This window comes from Pseudomonas sp. ENNP23 (assembly GCF_001728945.1).
Taxonomy (GTDB): Bacteria; Pseudomonadota; Gammaproteobacteria; order Pseudomonadales; family Pseudomonadaceae; genus Metapseudomonas; species Metapseudomonas otitidis.
The window spans coordinates 257,292-276,131 of record NZ_LYSP01000001.1 but is presented as its reverse complement, the minus strand read 5'-3'; the positions used below and the strand labels follow the sequence as shown (position 1 = coordinate 276,131).

Genomic DNA, 18,840 nt, shown 5'->3' with positions numbered 1-18,840 from the left:
GCTCAGGGCTGCCGGTGACAGGCCTGCATCAGCGCGTCTGCACTGTGCAGCAACGTGCCGTAGTGGCCGAGGCCGGGCTGCCAGCGCAGGGTGGCGGCACGCAGGTGCTGCACCAGCCCTCGGGCCATGCCCGGTGGCGCCCAGCGGTCGTCCTCGCCGTGCCAGAGGCTGACGGGTGCCGCCAGGTTGTCCAGCTCATCGGCCCAGGGCTGGCAGTAAAGCTGCACATCCCGCAGGTAGGCGCTTGGTCCTTCGACCAGGGCGCCTTCAAGCACGGCCTTCAACCGGGGGCGCTGTTCCCGGGCGAGGTGGCGCTCGGCACGACCGACGCCCTGGAACAGCAGGCGTGCCAGCAGTCCGGGGGCGTGCCGGGCCAGCGTGCACTGCAGGCGGGCGATCCGTGCCAGGCGTTCGGGGTGGCGCTGGGCGAGGCGGAAGGTGTGGCGTCCGGCACCCATGCCGTCCCAGCTCTGTGGCCATTCCAGCGGCGCGGCAGCGGAGACCAGCAGGCACTGCAGATCAGCGTCGGGCAGTGCCGCGGCGACGCGCAAGGCGAGGTGCGCGCCGATGGAGAAGCCCACCAGGCTGGCGGGTTGCCCGTCCAGGGTGTTGGCCGCCCAGTCGATCAGGGTGTGGAGGTAGTCGTGCCCGGTCCGGCCCGGTGCCAGGCTGGCGCGGTCCAGGGCGAGCAGGTGGATGCCGTAGCGCTGGGCGGCGGCCTCCAGCCAGCAGGCCTCCCGGGCGCAGCCCGGGGTGCCGTGGAAGTACAGGGCTAGGGGGCCGTCGGCGCTGCCGAAGGCCCGGACCTGCGGGGCGCTCATGCTCAGCTGTTGGGCAGCAGGCGGACGGTGAGGCTCTTGATGTAGCGGGTCTCGGCGATGGCCGGGTGCACCGGGTGGTCCGGGCCCTGGCCGCCGCGCTCCAGCAGCTGGATGTTGCGGTCCAGGTGACGGGCGCTGCCGAGCAGGATGTTCTGCAGGTCGTCCTCGGGCAGGTGCATGGAGCAGGAGGCGCTGACCAGGATGCCGTCCTTGTTCAGCAGGCGCATGGCCTGTTCGTTGAGGCGTCGGTAGGCAGCCTCGCCGTTCTTCAGGTCCTTCTTGCGCTTGATGAAGGCCGGCGGGTCGGCCACCACCACGTCGAAGCGCTCTTCGGCGGCCTTCAGCTCCTTGAGGGCTTCGAACACGTCGCCTTCCACGCAGGTGATCTTCTCGGCCACGCCGTTGAGGGTGGCGTTGCGCTCGACGCCGTCGAGGGCGAAGCCGGAGGCGTCGACGCAGAACACTTCACTGGCGCCGAAGGCCGCGGCCTGCACGCCCCAGCCGCCGATGTAGCTGAACAGGTCGAGCACGCGCTTGCCTTCCACGTAGGGGGCCAGGCGGGCGCGGTTCATGCGGTGGTCGTAGAACCAGCCGGTCTTCTGGCCTTCCAGCACCGGGGCTTCGAACTTCACGCCGTTCTCTTCCAGGGCGACCCACTCGGGCACCACGCCGAAGGCGGTGTCCACGTAGCGCTCCAGGCCTTCGGCATCACGGGCGGCGGAGTCGTTCTTCCACAGCACGCCACGGGGCTTGAGCACCTGCACCAGGGCATCCAGCACGGCGTCCTTGTTGCGCTCCATGGCGGCGGAGGCCAGTTGCACCACCAGGTGGTCACCGAAGCGGTCCACCACCAGGCCGGGGAGCAGGTCGGAGTCGCCATAGACCAGGCGGTAGAAGGGCTTGTCGAACAGGCGCTCGCGCAGGCTCAGGGCGACATTGAGGCGGTGCACCAGCAGCGACTTGTCCAGCACGTGCTTGACGTCGCGGGAGACCAGGCGGGCGCAGATCAGGTTGTTCGGGCTCAGGGCGACCACGCCCAGCGGCTTGCCGCCGGCGGCTTCGAGGATGGCTTGGTCGCCCGGCTGGAAGGCGTTCAGCGGGGTGGCGACCACGTCCACCTCGTTGCTGTAGACCCACAGGTGGCCGGCGCGCAGGCGTCGATCGGCATTGGCTTTGAGGCGCAGGCTGGGCAGGGACATGGGTCGCTCTCCGGAAAAAAGAGCGGAAGTATACCCGAAGGCGCCCGCCGAGCCTGCTACCGGCGGGCGTCGGCTCAGGCGGCCAGGGCCTGGCGGGGGCCGGTCAGTTCTACCTGTTGGAAGTCGTCGGTAACCCGCAGCGCCACGCGCTTGCCCTTGATCGAGGGGTTCATGCTGCCTCCTGTCCGTGTTGGGGGCATGCAGGTTCCGAGCCGTGGTGCCGACGGAAAGTTCAGCTCAAAGGAGTGTTCTGGCCATCGCCGGCTAGAGTTAGACTGTCGTCCCGAATTACCCACCCTTGGTCTCCGTTGTCATGGCCCAAGAACTCTCCGCCGAACAGATCCGCCACTTCCTCCAGGGGATCAGCGTGCCGCCGCAGCCGCAGATCATGGTGGACCTGCAGATGGAACAGGTCATGCCCAACCCGGACCTGCGCACCATCGCCAAGCTCATCAGTCACGACCCGGGGCTTTCCGGGGCGCTGCTGAAGATCGTCAACTCGCCGTTCTACGGGCTGACCAATCGCATCGCCTCGATCCAGCAGGCGGTGAACCTGCTGGGCTGCAACACGGTGATCAACCTGATCAACGCGCAGTCGATCAAGGGCGAGATGAGCGACGAGACCATCGTCACCCTCAACCGCTTCTGGGACACCGCCCAGGACGTGGCCATGACCTGCCTGACCCTGGCCAAGCGCATCGGCTACCAGCAGGCGGACGAAGCCTACGCGCTGGGGCTGTTCCACAACTGCGGCATCCCGCTGATGCTCAAGCGCTTCCCGGACTACATGGTGGTGCTGGAGGAGGCCTACGCCAGCGCCTGCGACGAGCGCCGCATCGTCGACACTGAGAACCGCCTGCTGAACACCAACCACGCGGTGGTGGGCTACTTCACCGCGCGTTCCTGGCGCTTGCCGGAGCACCTGTGCGAGGCCATCGCCAACCACCACAACGCCCTGGCGATCTTCAGCGACGACTCCGGTCGCGACGCGCCGCTGAAGACGCTGCTGGCGATCCTGAAGATGTCCGAGCACATCTGCTCGTCGCACCTGGTCCTGGGAGGCCAGGCGGACGACCACGAGTGGCACAGCATCCACCGGCTGGTGCTCGACTACGTCGGTCTCTCCGACTACGACTTCGACAACCTCAAGGAAAACATCCGCGAACTGGGCGCCAACTGAGCGCCCTCCCCGCTGTCTGCCGAGATCCACATGCCTGAACTACCCGAAGTCGAAACCACGCGGCGGGGCATCGCTCCCTACCTCGAAGGGCAGCGCGTGAGTCGCGTCGTCGTGCGTGAGCGCCGCCTGCGCTGGCCGATTCCCGAGGACCTGGACGTGCGCCTGTCCGGGCAGCACTTCGTCGCCGTCGAGCGGCGGGCCAAGTACCTGCTGCTGCAGGCCGAGGCAGGAACGCTGATCAGCCACCTGGGCATGTCCGGCAGCCTGCGCCTGGTGGAAGCCGGGCTGGAGGCTGCGCGCCACGAGCATGTGGACATCGAGCTGGAGTCGGGCCTGGCCCTTCGCTACACCGATCCACGCCGCTTCGGTGCTCTGCTCTGGAGTCTCGATCCCCACGGGCACGAGTTGCTGCGCAACCTGGGGCCCGAGCCGCTGACCGATGCCTTCGGTGGCGAGCGGCTGTTCAGCCTGTCCCGCGGGCGCAGCATGGCGGTGAAGCCCTTCATCATGGACAACGCGGTGGTGGTGGGCGTGGGCAATATCTACGCCACCGAGGCGCTGTTCGCCGCCGGCATCGACCCGCGCCGGGAGGCCGGCAGCGTGTCCCGCGCCCGCTATCTGAAGCTCGCCGGGGAGATCAAGCGCATTCTCGCCAATGCCATCGAGCGCGGCGGCACCACGCTGCGGGACTTCGTCGGTGGCGATGGCCAACCCGGCTACTTCCAGCAGGAGCTGTTCGCCTATGGGCGCGGCGGGGACTTCTGCAAGGTCTGCGGCTCTACCCTGCGGGAGGTCAGGCTGGGCCAGCGGGCCAGCGTCTACTGCCCACGCTGCCAACGCTAGGGACCGCTCCACCGACACCTGCCGAGAACAAGAACAAGAGGTGAACAATGTCCGGCAACTACCTGCCCCGCAATGCGGTTGCGGAGGCACTCGGCCATGCCGTCTTCCGGCTCATGGGCTGGCGCATCGAGGGGCAACTGCCGCCCCTCGACAAGTTCGTGGTGATCGGCGCCCACCACACCTCCAACTGGGACTTCGTGCTGTTCATCGCTGCCAAGTTCATCCTGCGGTTGAACGCCCGCTGGTTCGGCAAACACAGCATCTTCCGCTGGCCCTTCGGCGCGCTTATGCGCTACTGGGGCGGCATTCCCATCCGTCGGCACCTGAAGCTCAACACCGTGGAGCAGGCCATCGAGGCCTTCGCCGAGCACCGCCAGTTCATCCTGGTGCTGTCGCCGGAAGGCACGCGGCGCAAGGTGGAGCGCTGGAAGAGCGGCTTCTACCACATCGCCTGCGGGGCGGGCGTGCCCATCGTGCCGGCGGCGCTGGACTTCCAGCACCGGCGCATCGTCATCGGCGCACCGTTTCAACCCTGCGGCGATGAAGTGGCCGATCTGCGCCAGTTGCTGGCGTTCTACCGGCCCTATGTGCCGAAGAATCCCGACTACGCTTTTAACGGCGATTGATGGCCGTCACGCTGACAAGCCAAATGGCGCTGTTATAGTTAGCCGCACGATTACTCCTACAAATAGCCGAAGGATTGCATCATGAACCTGTTTCGCACTTCCGCTGCCGTCCTGGCGCTGACCACCGGCCTCATGGCGCTTCCGGCGCAGGCCGAGACGGTGCAGCAGCAGAATGTCAGCGGCGACCCCACCTACACCGTCAGTGCTCCGTCCGGTTTTGCCATGGCCGGTGACCTGCTCATCGCCCGTCCGCTGCTGATCGGCGCCACGGCCATCGGTGCCGGCCTGTTCGTGGTCAGCCTGCCGTTCAGCGCCCTGGGCGGTAATGTGGGCGCCGCCGGCAAGGCACTGGTGGTGGAGCCGGGTCGCGAGGCCTTCGTCCGTTGCCTGGGCTGCACCAGCAGCGGCTACCAGAAGGACTGATCCGTTTCGGCTGCGGCCGTCAGGCCGTCCACGGCCCCTTGCCCGCTAACGGGCAAGGGGCCGTTTGCATTGGGGCCGTCACGGGACCGGCTTCGCCAGGGATGGGGGATGTGAATGAAGGGTGGGCAACTGATCGCGCTGCTGGTGCTGGGGGCGGCCGGATTGGCGGCGAGCTTCTGGTACAGCCCGGGCTGGCTGCAGTTGTGCGCGGGGCTGGCACTGTTCCTGTTCGGCATGCAGTGCCTGGAGGACGGGCTGCGGCAGCTGGCCGGCGGCAAGCTGGAGCAGGTGCTGGCCCGCAGCACCGCGACGCCCTTCAAGGGGCTGATGTTCGGCGTGGGCGGCACGCTGTTGCTGCAGTCGAGCACCCTGGTGGCGCTGCTCACCATCGCTTTCATCAGCACCGGGCTGATCCAGTTGGCCGGCGGCATCGCCATCCTCTTCGGCGCCAACCTCGGCGCCACCAGCGGCATCTGGCTGCTGGCCATGGCCGGACAGAACCTCAGCCTCTCGCCGCTGGCCCTGCCGTTGCTGGTGTTCGGGGTGCTGGCCGGGTTCATCGGCCCGCGCAGCAAGGCCGCCGGGCGCATCGTGCTGGGTATCGCCTTCGTCTTCCTCGGCATCGATCAGATCAAGGAGGGTTTCTCCACCTTCGGCGACGGCTTCGACATGACCGGGCTGCGGGTCGATGGCGTGCTCGGTAGCCTGCTGTTCATGGCGGTGGGGATGTTGGTGACCGTGGTGCTGCAGTCCAGCCATGCGGCGCTGATGCTGACCCTCGCGGCGCTCGCCGGTGGCCAATTGGAGCTGGGCCAGAGCCTGGCGATCGCCATCGGCTCCAATGTCGGCAGCAGCGTCACCACGGCCTTCGTTGGCTCCCTTGGGGGCAACCGTAGCGGCCAGCGACTGGCCCTGGCCCACGTGCTGTTCAACCTGGTGAGCGCGGTGGTGGCCTTCGCCCTGCTTTCGCCGCTGACCTGGCTGGTGCGGGCCCTGGCCGAGCCGGTGGGCCTGGAAGGCAATGCGCTGATCCAGCTGGCGATGTTCCACACCCTGTTCAACGCCCTGGGTGTAGCCCTGTTCTGGCCCTGGCAGCAACGCCTGGCCGGCGCTCTGGTGCGTTGGCTGCCGGATCGCGAGGAGCCCCAGGTGCTGATCACCGAGCTGGCGACCGGACCGGTGGAGCCGGAGCGCACCACTGCGCGCTACCTGAGCGCCCGGGCGCTGGACTCCTCCGAGGCGGCCTGCAGTGCCGTGCTGCAGGAGCTGCGCCACTTGGGGCGACTGAGCCTGGAGGTGATCTGCCATGCGCTCTACCTGCCGGTGGACCAACTCAACCGCTCGCACCCGGACGAGGACGCCTTGCAGATCATCCCTGAGCGCCTGCACCTGGATGCCGAGGCGCTCTACCAGCGCCATGTGAAGGGCGTCTACGGCGACCTGCTGAGTTTCATGGGGCGCCTGGAAGTGCAGTTGGACGAACCCCACCAGCGCCTCTGGCTGAGCTGCCAGGTGGCGGCCCTGCAACTGGTGGATGCGGTGAAGGACGCCAAGCACCTGCAGAAGAATCTTGGCCGCTACCTCGGCGAAGGCCCCTCGGCGGTACGTGATGCCTACCTGGACCTGCGCCGGCACCTGCTGGGCGCCTTGCAGAAGGTGCGTGAGCTGGGGCGTTCGGAGCTGCCCGTGGAGGTCTGGAACCAGCACCTGGAATGGCTGGACGAGCAAGCGGCAGCCTTCGACGGCGCCTTCCGCGAACACCTGTTCGCGGCGGTGCGTGCGGGGCAACTGGATGGCTTGCAGACCAGCTCGCTGATGAACGACCTGGGCTATGCCAGCCGCATCATCCAGAGCCTGCGCAACGTGCTGATGATCGGTCAGGGGCAGGGGCTGTTCAGCGTGATGCGCACGCTCGAAGACGAGGGCGAGGGGAGCCTCATCGAGCTCCGCTGACCGCCGCAGGTGCCCGGGGTGCCAGGGTTTCCGCCAGGCCCACGCCCCTTGGGTCGCTGGCCACCTCGATCTGCCCGCCGCGCTTGTCCCAGAGCAGCACCTGTTGGTTGCCGTAGCGGCGGTTCACCTGCTTGAGGCTGTAGCCACGGGTCTGCAGCTCGGCCTTCTCGGCAGCGCTGAAGGTGTCCGGCTCATGCTCGATCACGTCCGGCAGGTACTGGTGGTGGTAGCGCGGCGCGGCTGCCCAGCGGTTCACGGGCTGGTCGTCGAGGTATTCGAGGATCGACAGTAGCACCATGCTGGGGATGCGGCTGCCGCCGGGGGTGCCGAAGGCGGTGAACTGCGCGTCGCTCTCGATGAAGGTGGGGCTCATGCTCGACAGCGGGCGCTTGCCGGCGGCCACGGCGTTGGCCTGGCTGCCGGCCAGGCCGTAGGCATTGGCGCCGTTGGGATCGGCGGCGAAGTCGTCCATCTCGTTGTTGAGCAGCACACCGGTGCCGGGCGGCACGAAGGCGGCGCCGAAGGGCAGGTTCACCGAGAGGGTGGCGGCCACCGCGTTGCCGTCCTGGTCGATGACCACGAAGTGGGTGGTGTGGTCGCCCTCACGCCAGGCGGGCGCGGGCGGCAGGCTGGCGCTGGGGGTGGCACGGCGTGGGTCGATGCCGGCGGCGAGCTGCTTGAGGTAGGCCGGTGCCAGCAGGTTGTCCAGCGGGTTGCGGACGAAGTCCGGGTCTCCCAGCAGGCCCCGGTCGCGGTAGGCGCGGCGCAGCGCCTCGACCACGTAATGGGTGCGTTGCAGGCGGTCACCGTCGCGCCAGGGCAGTTGCTGCAGCATCGCCAGGCTCTGGGCCAGGGCCACGCCACCGGCGGAGGGTGGCGGTGCGCCGATCAGTTCGCGGCCATCGGCCAGGGGGTAGCGCAGCGGCTGGCGTTCCACCACGCGGTAGCTGTCCAGGTCCTTCAGGGTCCAGATGCCGCCGGCCTTGCGCACACCGGCCACCAGCTTCTCTGCAGTCTCGCCGGCGTAGAAGCCAGCCTTGCCGTAGCGCGCCAGGCGCTCCAGGGTCCGTGCCAGCTCCGGCTGGCGCAGCAGGCTGAATTCTTCGGGCACCTGGCCCTTGAGGTCGAGGAAGATGCGCGCGGTCTCGGGGTCGTCGCGCATGGCGGCGACGCGGAAACCGGCGCGTTCGATGTACATCCGGTCCACGGAGATGCCGTCCTTTGCCAGGCGGATCGCCGGAGCCAGGCTGTCGGCCAGGGGCAGGCGGCCATGGTGGCCGGCCAGGTCCGCCAGGGCGGCGGGCAGGCCGGGAATGGCAGCGGCCAGCGGCCCGTTGATGGACAGCTGCGGCTGCACCTTGCCGTCGCGCACGTAAAGGTCGGGGCGGGCGGCCAGGGGCGCGCGTTCGCGGGCGTCGAGGAACAGGTATTCGGGCTTGGCGCCACCCTTGCGCAGCAGGAAGAACCCGCCGCCGCCGAGGCCCGAGCCATGGGGCTCGGTGACTGCCAGGGCGGCGCTTATGGCGACGGCGGCGTCGAAGGCATTGCCGCCCAGGGCCAGGGTTTCCAGGCCGGCAACGGTGGCGGCGGGCTGGGCGCTGGCGACGGCGGCGCGTTGTGGGGCGGCAGCCTGGAGGGCGCTGCTGGCCAGCAGGGCCAGGGCCGCGATCAGCCCCCGCTGCCAGGGCCTGCCGAGCACCGGGCTGCCCATGCCGGTCAGGCCTTGCCGGTGAGCTTGAGGTACTTGGCCATCAGCTCGTCGCGGCTTTCGACGTTGGCATCGTCGAGGGGGATGCAGTCCACCGGGCAGACCTGCTGACACTGCGGTTCGTCGTAGTGGCCGACGCACTCGGTGCAGAGGTTGGGGTCGATGACGTAGATCTCTTCACCCTGGGAGATGGCGCCGTTGGGGCACTCGGGTTCGCAGACGTCGCAGTTGATGCAATCGTCGGTGATCTTGAGGGACATGGAACAACTCCAGCCGTCCAAACACGGCGGTCTATCGGAACAGGAGCGGAATTGTGCCGGAATGCGGGGGCCGGCGCACCACCTGTGCGCGCCGGCCGGCGGTCAGCGCTTGAAGCGCTCGGCCAGGGCGTCGGCCACGGCGGGGTGGACGAACTTGCTGATGTCGCCGCCCAGGGCCGCGATTTCGCGCACCAGGGTGGAGGAGATGAAGGAGTACTTCTCGGACGGGGTGAGGAACATGCTTTCCACGTCCGGGGCGAGCTGGCGGTTCATGTTGGCCAGCTGGAATTCGTACTCGAAGTCGGAGACGGCGCGCAGACCACGGAGGAACACGTTGGCGTTCTGTTCCTTGACGAAGTGCGCCAGCAGGGTGGAGAAGCCCACCACTTCGACGTTGGGCAGGTGCTTGGTGACTTCCTTGGCCAGCCCGACGCGCTGCTCCAGGGAGAACAGGGGGTTCTTCTTGGGGCTGGCGGCGACCGCGATGATCACGGTGTCGAACAGGCGGGAAGCACGCTCGATCAGATCGGCATGGCCCTTGGTAATCGGGTCGAAGGTGCCCGGATACAGCACTCGGTTCATCGCTACGTCCTGGGGTGGGTCCGTAAGGGAGTCGGATGGTAGCGCAGGCCGCACCCAGCGGCAAAGGCGCACAGGTGTGGTTCATGTGGTCCGTCGGATGCCGGGCCCGCCGGGCGCGGGCCCGGGGGCGTCAGGCCTTGCCCAGGCGCTTGGCCAGCTCGGTGGAGAGCTGGGCGGTGAGGCCGTAGACCGACAGCTGGGGGTTGGCGCCGATGCTGGTGGGGAACAGCGATCCGTCGTGGATCGACAGGTTCTCCAACTGGTGGTGGCGTCCGAGGCTGTCGGTGACGGCCTGCTTCGGGTCTTCGCCCATGGCGCAGCCGCCCATGACGTGGGCGCTGCCCAGGCGGGTGCGGTACAGCTCCAGGGGCAGGCGGTCGATCAGTTCGCGGGCTTCGGCCGGGGTCTTCACGTAGTCGGCGTCGGCGTGCAGCGGCAGCACGGCCTTGGCGCCGGCGGCGAACTGGATCTCGGCCATGGTGTGGAAGGCCCGGCGCAGGCCGTCCCAGGTGTAGTCGGTGAGGCGGTAGTCGAGCACCGGGCTGCCGTCGCCGCGCAGCTCCACGGTGCCTTCGGCGCTCTCCGGGTGGAAGCCGTCGCGCAGCAACGCCAGCATCACGTTGGTGTGGGGCAACTGCTCCATGCGCAGGGCGTTGTCCTCGCCGAAGCGGCCGAGCAGGGTGGCGGTGAGCGCCGGTTGTAGCGGCGGCACTTCGAGCTTGTAGGACATGCGCCCGGTGGTGCCGTCGTCCCACTGGTAGTGGTCGGAGTAGATGGACTGCGGCGCGCCGTAGAACGGGTTGATGACCTGGTCGAACTGCGCGGCGGAGAAGTTCACCAGGTGCAGGAAGGTGCGCTTGCCGGTGCGGCCGTGGGGGTCGGGGGCGTCGGAGCGCAGCAGCAGGCCGGGGGTATTGATGCCGCCGCCGGCCAGCACGTAGTGGCGGGCCTTGACGGTGATGGTGCGGCCGGTGGGGGCGACGCAGCGCTCGTCCATGGCCTGGCATTCGATGCCGGTGACCGTGTCGCCCTGGATCAGCAGGCGCTGGGCGCGGGCCAGGTAGAGCAGCTCGCCGCCCTTGTCGAGGGTGGCGGGGATGGTGGTGACCAGCATCGACTGCTTGGCGTTGGTCGGGCAGCCCATGCCGCAGTAGCCGAGGTTCCAGCAGCCGCGCACGTTGCGCGGGATGACCTTCCAGTGCAGGCCGAGCTTCTCGCAGCCCTGGCGCAGCACGTCGTTGTTGGCGTTCGGCGGGATGGCCCAGGGCGCGACGCCCAGGCGCTGTTCCATCTTCTCGAACCAGGGGGCCATCTCGGCCGGGCTGTGCCCTTTGACGCCGTGCTCCTTGGCCCAGTGTTCCAGGGTCGGCTCGGGGGTGCGGAAGCTGGAGGTCCAGTTCACCAGGGTGGTGCCGCCGACGGCACGGCCTTGCATGATGGTGACGGCGCCGTCCTTGGACATGCGGCCGATGCCTTCCTGGTAGAGGGAGGGGTAGGCCTCGGCTTCCTGCATCTTGAAGTCGCTGCTGGTCTTCAGCGGGCCTTCTTCGATGATCAGCACCTTGTAGCCGGCGGCGCTGAGGATCTCGGCGGTGGTGCCGCCACCGGCGCCGCTGCCGACGATGGCGACGTCGGCTTCCAGGGTCAGGTCCTGCTCCAGGCGGGAGCCGTTGTGGGTTTTCCAGCCGCGGGCCAGGCCCTCGGCGAACAGATCAGGTACGGGCATCAGCTCAATCCTCGGTCGCGCCGGCCGGCCTGGCGGTCGGGGCGCGGGGTTCTTGTTGTGGTAGCGGCGCTCAGACGGTCGGCGGACCGGGGTAGCCGCAGTGCGCCCAGGCTTCCTGCCGGCTGTACCAGGCCATCATCACCAGCTGCAGCAGGGAGGCGTGCCCCATCTTCAGCAGGCCGATGAAGCTGTTCTGCCAGCGCGAGAGGAAGTTGCGCACGTCGTCGGCGCTGGCGTTCTCCCAGCTGCCCCAGATGCCGGTGAGCGGGCCCCGGGTGATGGGCAGGGCGAGCACGTCGAACAGCTGCACGGTGAGCTTGAGCATCTCCGGGGAGAGGTGGGCCAGGGCGTTGTCCAGGCTCTGGAGGGTGCCGGCGACGGCCTGGGGCATCTGCTCGGCGGCAACGGCACCGGCGAGCATCACCGGGATCAGCGCCTTCAGACAGGGCAGGTCGGAGTCCCGCAGCACGACCATGCCGTTGGCCGGTGTTGAGGCGGAGCAGCCGGTGAGGGTGGCGGTGACCCCGGCGGTGGCGAGGAATGCGCCGCCGACGAGGCCGACTTTCAGCAGGCCGCGCCGGGTAAGCCCCGGCGCTTGGAGGGTGGTGTCTGTCATTGTTGTTGTGACCCCATCAGGTCCCTTGCAGGGTTAGCGAACGAACAGCTTGTAGACCAGTTTCTGGATGGCTTTGCCGTAAGGCGGGTAGATCATCCGGGCGGCGTTGAAGCGCTGCTTGGCGAACACCGCCTTGGCCTTGCTGAAGGTGAGGAAGCCTTCATGGCCGTGGTAGTGGCCCATGCCGGACGGGCCGATGCCGCCGAAGGGCATGTCGTCCTGGGCGACGTGCAGCAGGGTGTCGTTCAGGCAGACGCCGCCGGAGTGGGTCTGTTCCAGCACGTGCTGCTGCTCGCGCTTGTCGTAGCCGAAGTAGTAGAGGGCCAGGGGGCGCGGGCGCTGGTTGACGTAGGCGAGGGCATCGTCGAGGCGGTCGTAGGGCACCACCGGCAGCAGCGGGCCGAAGATCTCGTCCTGCATCAGCTTCATGTCGTCGTTCACGTCCAGCACCAGGGTGTGGGCCAGGCGGCGGGCCTGGTCGCCGGGGAACAGCGGGATGAGCCGCGCGCCCTTGGCTTCGGCGTCCTGCAGGTAGCCCTTCAGGCGCTGCAGCTGGCGCTCGTTGATGATGGCGGTGTAGTCGGGGTTGTCCGCCAGCTTCGGGTAGAAGCGGTTGACCGCCTCGCGGTAGGCATCGATGAAGCCCTGCACGCGGTCCCTCGGGACCAGCACGTAGTCGGGGGCGACGCAGGTCTGGCCGGCGTTCATGGTCTTGCCGAAGGCGATGCGTTCGGCGGCGTCCGCCAGGGGGACGCCGGCGGAGACGATGGCCGGCGACTTGCCGCCCAGCTCCAGGGTCACCGGGGTGAGGTTCTCGGCGGCGGCGCGCATCACGTGGCGGCCGATGCTGGTGGCACCGGTGAACAGCAGGTGGTCGAAGGGCAGCTTGGAGAAGGCGACGCCCACGTCGGCCTCGCCCAGCACCACGGCGACCTGGTCCTCGGGGAAGATGCGCGCCATCAGCTCCTTGAACAGCTGGGAGGTGGCCGGGGTGGATTCGCTCATCTTGATCATCACCCGGTTGCCGGCGGCCAGCGCACCCACCAGCGGGCCGATGGCGAGGAACAGCGGGTAGTTCCACGGCACGATCACGCCGACCACGCCCAGGGGTTGGTAGACCACCTTGGCGGAGGCGGGCTGGAAGGCCAGGCCGACGGCGCGGCGGGAGGGCTTCATCCAGCGGCGGATGCGGCGGCGGGCGTAGTGGATGCCGTGCAGGCTGGGCATGATCTCGGCCAGCAGGGTCTCGTCCGCCGAGCGGTTGCTGAAATCCTGGCTGACGGCGCGGATCAGGGCGTCCTGCTCGTTGAAAATCAGGTCGCGCAGCGACTGCAGCCACTGCATGCGCTGCTCGGCGCTGGGCATCGGGTGGTTGCCATAGGCGGCACGTTGGCGGGCGAACAGTTCTTCCAGCTGGCTGATCTGCTGCTGGGTCTGCTGCAGGTAGGCGACATCAGCGACCATGGCGGCACCTCTTCGTTATTGTTGGACATGCCGATTTCTAGAGTAATTGCTCTAGAGTGTCAAATAGCATGACGCGGCCGGCCGACGCTTGCCTACCAAACGAAAAGCTGGGCTGCCCGCCCCCGGGGCGCCGATTCACGGCCTCTGGGTAGTTTTGTTACCCTCGGCCACCTTTTTGGCGCCTGTGAGACCGACCCGCCCATGGCCCCACGCATCAAGACCCGCGAACGCATCGTGCAGAGCAGCCTGGAGCTGTTCAACGCCCAGGGCGAGCGGACGGTCACCACCAACCACATCGCCGCCCACCTGGGGATGTCACCGGGCAACCTGTACTACCACTTCCGCAACAAGCAGATGATCATCGCGGAGCTGTTCGCCGAGTACGAGGCGCGGGTAGATACCTTCCTGCGCCTGCCCCAGGATCGCCCGCTGAACATGGACGACAAGACCTTCTACCTGGAGGCGCTGCTGGCGGCCATGTGGCACTACCGCTTCCTGCACCGCGACCTGGAGCACCTGCTGGAGTCCGATGACGATCTGGCGGCGCGCTACCGGGTGTTCGCCCAGCGCTGCCTGGGGCATGCCCAGGCGATCTACCGGGGCTTCGTCGAGGTGGGGATTCTGCGCATGGATGCGGCGCAGATCGAGGCGCTGGCGCTGAACAGCTGGATCATCATGACCTCCTGGGTGCGCTTCCTCTGCACCACCCGCAGCGCCCCGGGCGACCTGGACCAGCGCCTGCTGATGCGCGGCATCTACCAGGTGCTGGCGCTGGAGGCGGGCTACGTCACCGAAGGCTGCCGGGAGGCCGTGGCGACGCTCCAGACCCGCTTGTTCGTGCCGCTGGAGCAGGTGGTGCCGCCGCTGGCCTGACGTTGGCCTGGCGCAGGCCTGTCAGCGCGGCAGCGCGGCCAGCCAGGCGGGGATGCGCCGTTCCAGGTAGTAGTCGGGCTGGCGCGGCGAACCGCCGATGAAGCCCACATGACCTCCTTTGTCGTGCAGCTCCAGTCGGGTGCTGGCGGACAGCTCGTGGGCCTCCGGCACGCTGTGGCGGAACACGAAGGGGTCGTCCGCCGACTGGATCAGCAGCGTCGGCACGCGGATGGCACCGAGGAAGAAGCGGCTGGAGGCGCGCCGGTAGTAGTCGTCGGCATCGGCGTAGCCGTGCAGCGGCGCGGTGATGCGCCCGTCGAAGTCCCAGAAGGTGCGCAGGCCGTCCAGCGGGCCGAGCTGCTCCAGCACCGACAGGCGGTCGGCCATGCCCTGGTGGGCGAACAGGCGCTGCTTGTCGCGCACGTAGGCGACCATCTCGCGCATGAAGTGCCGCTGGTAGACCCTGGAGAAGCCCAGGCCGATGCGGTCGGCGCACTGGTCCAGGCGGAACGGCACCGACACCGCCACCGCACCTTGCAGCGGGCAGGCCTCGCCGGATTCCCCCAGGTACTTCAGCAGCACGTTGCCGCCCAGGGAGTAGCCCACCGCATGGAGCGGCGCCAGGGGGCGGGTGCGGCGCAGGTGTTCGACGGTGGCGGCCAGGTCCTCGCTGGCGCCGGAGTGGTAGCCCCGGGGCAACAGGTTGGGCTCGCCGGAGCAGCCGCGCCAGTTGATCGCCACGCTGGCCCAGCCCTGCTGCGCCAGGCGCTGCTGCAGGCCGAGCACGTAGAGCGAGCTGGACGAGCCGGTCAGCCCGTGGAGCACCAGCACCAGCGGGGCATGGGCGTCATGGGGGCCGCACCAGTCCAGGTCGATGAAGTCGCCATCCTCCAGCCACAGGCGCTCGCGCTGGCGCTCCAATTGGGGCGGGTTGCGGAAGAAGGGCGACCACAGCGTCTGCAGGTGCGGGCCGGGCAGCCACCAGGCGGGGCGGAAGTCGTTCACGCGGTGCGGTGCCAGAGGGCGTAGTGGACGTTGCCGGTCTTCTTCTCCCGGTGCAGTCGCCAGTTGCCGGGCAGGCCGAGTGAGGACGGTGCGGCTTCGCTTTCGGTGTACACCCAGGCGTCGTTGGCCAGCCAGCCGCGCTCTTCCAGCAACGCACACACCGGTTGCAGCAGGCCGAGGTTGAACGGCGGGTCGAGGAACACCAGGTCGTAGGGCGTCGCGGCCTGGTTGGCCAGGTAGCGCAGGGCGTCGGCCTGCAGCAGTTGGCCGGTGCCGCAGCGCAGGGTGTCCAGGGTGCCGCGCAGGGCGGCCACCGAGTCGGGGTTGAGGTCCAGCGCCAGGGCTTCGCGGGCGCCACGGGAGAGCGCTTCCAGGTAGAGCGCGCCGCTCCCGGTGAAGGGGTCCAGCACCCGCGCGCCCGCTATATGGGGGGCGAGCCAGTTGAACAGCGTCTCGCGGACCCGATCAGGCGTCGGACGCAGGCCGGGGCCGTCGGGGAAGGCGAAGCGGCGCGAACGCCACTCGCCGCCGATGATGCGCAGCTGGCCCTGGCCGCCATGGGCCGGGGGCTTCTTCGGGGATCGTATGGCCATCAGTGCTCCGGGATGCCAAAGCTGGGTTTGAAGCGCTTCTCGGTCGGTGCCGGCAGTTCCTTCTGGGGAACCGTGGGGCCGGCGGTGACGATGATGAAGCGGTCCGGGTCGAGGTGGCGGGCCATGGCCGCCTTCACCTGCTCGACGCTGAGGCCCTGGACCTGCTTCATGAAGTCCTCCAGGTAGGTCAGCGGCAGGCCGTAGAAGCCGATGGCGCCCAGTTGGCCGACGATGTCGGCGTTGCTGGCGGTGGACAGCGGGAAGCTGCCGGCCAGCTCGCGCTTGGCGTCGTCCAGCTCCTTCTGGGTCGGGCCCTGGGCCAGGTAGTCGCGGACGATGTCCTTGACCAGCTTGAGGGTGCCGTCGCTGAGTCCGGCGCGGGTCTGCAGGCCGATCATGAACGGGCCCTGCACCTGCATGGCGGTGAAGCCGGAGCTGACGCCGTAGGTGAGGCCGCGCTTCTCCCGCACTTCTTCCATCAGGCGGGTGCCGAAGCCGCCGCCGCCGAGGATCTGGTTGCCCAGGTAGAGCGCGGCATAGTCCGGTTCGGCGCGGTCGATGCCGAGCTGGGCCAGCAGCAGGTGGGTCTGCGCCGAGGGGAATTCGATGTGGGTGGTGCCGGGCTCCGGCACCTTGGGCGCCTCGGTCCTGGCCAGGCGCGGGCCCTTGGGCAGTGCCTGGGAAACGCGGTTGGCGATGGCCTCGGCTTCCTCGCGGGACAGGTCGCCGACCAGGGCGATCACCACGTTGCCGGCGGCGTAGCCCTTCTGGTGGAAGGCCTTGAGCTGGGCGACGGTGATGCCCGGCACGCTCTTCGCGTCGCCTTCGCTGGGGTGGGCGTAGGGGTGCTGGCCGTAAAGCTTCTCGAACAGGGCGAGACCGGCGAGCTTGCCGGGGTTCTGCTTCTGGTACTCGAAGCCGGCGAGCATCTGGTTCTTGATGCGGGCCAGGGAGTCCTCGGGGAAGGTCGGCGCGCCCACCACCTGGGTGAACAGCTCCAGGGCCGGCTCGCGCTGGGCCGGGTCGGTGAGGCTGCGCAGGCCGGCGATGGCCATGTCGCGGTAGGCGCCGTTGCTGAAGTCCGCACCCAGGCCTTCGAAGCCCTGGGCGATGGCGGTGACGTCCTTGCCCTTCACGCCTTCGTTGAGCATGGCGTTGGTCAGGGTGGCCAGGCCGGGGGTGTCACCGTCCTGGCTGCTGCCGGCGGCGAAGGTCAGGCGCAGGTCGAACATCGGCAGCTCGGGGGCGGCGACGAACAGCACCCGGGCGCCTTCGGCGGTTTCCCACTGCTGGATGTCCAGCTTGCGGCTGGCCGGGGCCTTGCCGTCGAGTTCGGCGATGGAGGCCAGCTTGGGGGCGTCGCTCGCCTCGGTGGCGGCCACGGCCTCCCCGGGGCGGTTGACGATCAGGACGAGCACGCCCAGCAGGGCGATCAGGGCCAGGCCGAGCAGGCCGTAACGCAGGCCGTTGCGCTCACTCATGGCGGGGTTCCTCGGGCAGTACGTGGGCGACGCTGAGGCGGTCGCGGGTGAAGAAGGTGCGGGCAGCGGCCTGGATATCCGCCGGGGTGACGGCTTCCAGGGCGGCGAGGTCCTGGTCCATGAGGCGCCAGGACAGGCCGACGGTCTCCAACTGGCCGATGGTGGTGGCCTGGCTGGTGATGGAGTCACGCTCGTAGACCAGGCCGGCGATGACCTGTGCGCGCACGCGCTGGAGTTCGTCTTCGCTGGGCGGCGTCTGCTTGAGGGCCTCCAGCTCACGCCAGAGGCCGGCTTCGGCCTGCTCCAGGGTCTTACCCTTCTGGGTGTTGGGGGTGGCGCTGAGGATGAACAGGCTGTCGCCCCGGCTGTAGCCGTCGTAGCTGGCGGAGGCACCGCTCACCAGTTCTTCGCCGCGCTCCAGGTGGCTGGGCAGGCGCGCGCTGTAGCCACCGTCCAGCAGGGCCGAGGCCAGGCGCAGGGCGTGTACCTGGCGGGCGTCCTTGGCGGTGGCCAGGCTGGGCACGTTGAAGGCCATCATCAGGCTGGGCAACTGGGTTTTCACATGAAGGACGAGGCGCCGCTCGCCAGGGGCAGGCAGCTCCAGGGGCTGCTTCGCCGGTGGCACCGGGCGCGCGGGGATGGCGCCGAACCAGCGCTGGGCCAGGGCCTTGACCTCCTCACCGGTGACGTCGCCCACCACTACCAGGGTGGCGTTGTTGGGCACGTACCAGGCTTCGTACCAGTGGCGCAGCTCCTCGACCTTCATGCGTTCGAGGTCGGCCATCCAGCCGATGGTGGGGGTGTGGTAGCCGCTGGCCGGGTAGGCCATGGCCTTGAAGCGCTCGAAGGCCTTGGCACCGGGGCGATCGTCGGTGCGCAGGCGGCGCTCTTCCTTGATCACCTCGATCTCGCGCTGGAACTCCTCGGGCGGCAGGCGGAGGCTGGCCATGCGGTCGGCCTCCAGCTCGAAGGCCACACCGAGGCGGTCCTTGGCCAGTACCTGGTAGTAGGCGGTGTAGTCGTCGCTGGTGAAGGCGTTCTCCTCCGCGCCGAGGTCGCGCAGGACGAGGGATGCCTCGCCGGGGCCAAGCTTGCTGCTGCCCTTGAACATCATGTGTTCGAGGGCGTGGGAGAGGCCGGTCTGCCCGGGCGTCTCGTAGCTGGAACCGACCTTGTACCAAAGTTGTGAAACCACCACGGGGGCCCTGTGGTCTTCTCTGACGATGACTTTCAGGCCGTTTTCGAGGGTGTATTCATGGGTGGGTTGGGTCTCGGCGGCGAAGGCCGCCATGGGCAGCAACAGGCTGCCGAGCAGCAGGCCGGTGGCCTGGCGGGTGATTGCTTTCATCAATACTGGGGACCTGTCCGACGGGCCCGCGGGGCGTACCGCCTGCGGGCGAAGAGGTGCTAGGATACTCCATCCTTTTCCGGCGCGGCCAAGCTGTCGGGCCAGGCCCGCAGCGGCCGCTCCTTGAGATGCAAGCTAC

The 18,840-nt window shown here is 68.6% G+C and carries 18 protein-coding genes and 1 pseudogene; 6 read left to right on the top strand and 13 right to left on the bottom strand.

The annotated features are described in order from the left end of the window. Positions 1-2: 2 nt before the first annotated feature. From A9G05_RS01180 to A9G05_RS27010, 3 genes and pseudogenes are all read right to left on the bottom strand, one after another. Positions 3-821 (bottom strand): alpha/beta fold hydrolase, encoded by an 819-nt coding sequence (locus A9G05_RS01180; protein ID WP_069559228.1) that lies wholly within the window; start codon positions 819-821, stop codon positions 3-5. Positions 822-823: 2 nt separating this feature from the next. Further along, complete coding sequence (locus tag A9G05_RS01175; RefSeq protein ID WP_069559227.1) at positions 824-2,020, bottom strand: class I SAM-dependent rRNA methyltransferase; 1,197 nt, start codon at positions 2,018-2,020, stop codon at positions 824-826. 83 nt (positions 2,021-2,103) lie between these two features. Next, positions 2,104-2,193, bottom strand: a pseudogene (locus A9G05_RS27010) (protease); the annotation flags it as partial. A 194-nt stretch (positions 2,194-2,387) separates the two neighbouring features. On the opposite strand from A9G05_RS27010, the gene A9G05_RS01170 reads away from it, so the two are divergent. The 5 genes from A9G05_RS01170 to A9G05_RS01150 all read left to right on the top strand — a co-directional run bounded on the left by A9G05_RS01170 (position 2,388) and on the right by A9G05_RS01150 (position 7,045). Next, entirely contained in the window at positions 2,388-3,200 is an 813-nt protein-coding gene (locus A9G05_RS01170; protein WP_165664898.1) for an HDOD domain-containing protein, read from the top strand. Between the two features lie 30 nt (positions 3,201-3,230). Further along, on the top strand, positions 3,231-4,043 hold the full coding sequence (mutM, locus tag A9G05_RS01165) for a bifunctional DNA-formamidopyrimidine glycosylase/DNA-(apurinic or apyrimidinic site) lyase (RefSeq protein ID WP_069559225.1): 813 nt from the start codon (positions 3,231-3,233) through the stop codon (positions 4,041-4,043). A 47-nt stretch (positions 4,044-4,090) separates the two neighbouring features. Next, positions 4,091-4,669, top strand: coding sequence for a lysophospholipid acyltransferase family protein (locus A9G05_RS01160; protein ID WP_069559224.1), 579 nt, complete (start codon positions 4,091-4,093; stop codon positions 4,667-4,669). Positions 4,670-4,750: 81 nt separating this feature from the next. Next, entirely contained in the window at positions 4,751-5,092 is a 342-nt protein-coding gene (locus A9G05_RS01155; RefSeq protein WP_069559223.1) for a multidrug transporter, read from the top strand. 114 nt (positions 5,093-5,206) lie between these two features. Beyond that, a complete protein-coding gene (locus A9G05_RS01150) occupies positions 5,207-7,045 on the top strand; it encodes a Na/Pi cotransporter family protein (protein ID WP_069559222.1) in 1,839 nt (612 codons plus the stop codon). On the opposite strand, the gene ggt is transcribed toward A9G05_RS01150, so the two are convergent. From ggt to A9G05_RS01120, 6 genes are all read right to left on the bottom strand, one after another. After that, positions 7,029-8,756 (bottom strand): gamma-glutamyltransferase, encoded by a 1,728-nt coding sequence (gene ggt / locus A9G05_RS01145; protein WP_069559221.1) that lies wholly within the window; start codon positions 8,754-8,756, stop codon positions 7,029-7,031. The genes A9G05_RS01150 and ggt overlap by 17 nt on opposite strands. A gap of 5 nt (positions 8,757-8,761) precedes the next feature. After that, positions 8,762-9,013 carry a YfhL family 4Fe-4S dicluster ferredoxin gene (locus A9G05_RS01140; protein ID WP_044403636.1) on the bottom strand — a complete coding sequence of 84 codons (252 nt, stop codon included), beginning with the start codon at positions 9,011-9,013 and terminating at the stop codon, positions 8,762-8,764. 102 nt (positions 9,014-9,115) lie between these two features. After that, complete coding sequence (gene coaD, locus A9G05_RS01135) at positions 9,116-9,595, bottom strand: pantetheine-phosphate adenylyltransferase (RefSeq protein ID WP_044403635.1); 480 nt, start codon at positions 9,593-9,595, stop codon at positions 9,116-9,118. A gap of 130 nt (positions 9,596-9,725) precedes the next feature. Beyond that, the gene (locus A9G05_RS01130) at positions 9,726-11,321 is read right to left on the bottom strand and encodes a GMC family oxidoreductase (RefSeq protein ID WP_069559220.1); all 1,596 of its coding nucleotides are present in this window, start codon (positions 11,319-11,321) and stop codon (positions 9,726-9,728) included. Positions 11,322-11,391: 70 nt separating this feature from the next. Next, on the bottom strand, positions 11,392-11,937 hold the full coding sequence (locus tag A9G05_RS01125) for a twin-arginine translocation pathway signal protein (protein ID WP_069559219.1): 546 nt from the start codon (positions 11,935-11,937) through the stop codon (positions 11,392-11,394). 33 nt (positions 11,938-11,970) lie between these two features. After that, the gene (locus tag A9G05_RS01120; RefSeq protein WP_044403632.1) at positions 11,971-13,401 is read right to left on the bottom strand and encodes a coniferyl aldehyde dehydrogenase; all 1,431 of its coding nucleotides are present in this window, start codon (positions 13,399-13,401) and stop codon (positions 11,971-11,973) included. Between the two features lie 201 nt (positions 13,402-13,602). Between A9G05_RS01120 and A9G05_RS01115 the strand changes: the two genes are divergently transcribed. Continuing rightward, on the top strand, positions 13,603-14,274 hold the full coding sequence (locus A9G05_RS01115; protein WP_069559218.1) for a TetR/AcrR family transcriptional regulator: 672 nt from the start codon (positions 13,603-13,605) through the stop codon (positions 14,272-14,274). Between the two features lie 21 nt (positions 14,275-14,295). Here A9G05_RS01115 and A9G05_RS01110 read toward each other — a convergent pair whose 3' ends face one another. From A9G05_RS01110 to A9G05_RS01095, 4 genes are read right to left on the bottom strand one after another with little or no spacing between them, the layout of a single operon-like run. Further along, positions 14,296-15,279, bottom strand: coding sequence for a hydrolase (locus A9G05_RS01110; RefSeq protein ID WP_069559217.1), 984 nt, complete (start codon positions 15,277-15,279; stop codon positions 14,296-14,298). Beyond that, entirely contained in the window at positions 15,276-15,872 is a 597-nt protein-coding gene (gene rsmD / locus A9G05_RS01105) for a 16S rRNA (guanine(966)-N(2))-methyltransferase RsmD (RefSeq protein ID WP_069559216.1), read from the bottom strand. The genes A9G05_RS01110 and rsmD overlap by 4 nt, the downstream gene beginning before the upstream one ends. Further along, a complete protein-coding gene (locus tag A9G05_RS01100; RefSeq protein WP_069559215.1) occupies positions 15,872-17,353 on the bottom strand; it encodes a pitrilysin family protein in 1,482 nt (493 codons plus the stop codon). The genes rsmD and A9G05_RS01100 overlap by 1 nt, the downstream gene beginning before the upstream one ends. Further along, positions 17,346-18,701, bottom strand: coding sequence for a pitrilysin family protein (locus A9G05_RS01095; RefSeq protein WP_069559214.1), 1,356 nt, complete (start codon positions 18,699-18,701; stop codon positions 17,346-17,348). Before A9G05_RS01095 ends, A9G05_RS01100 begins: the two co-directional genes overlap by 8 nt. Between the last annotated feature and the right edge of the window lie 139 nt (positions 18,702-18,840).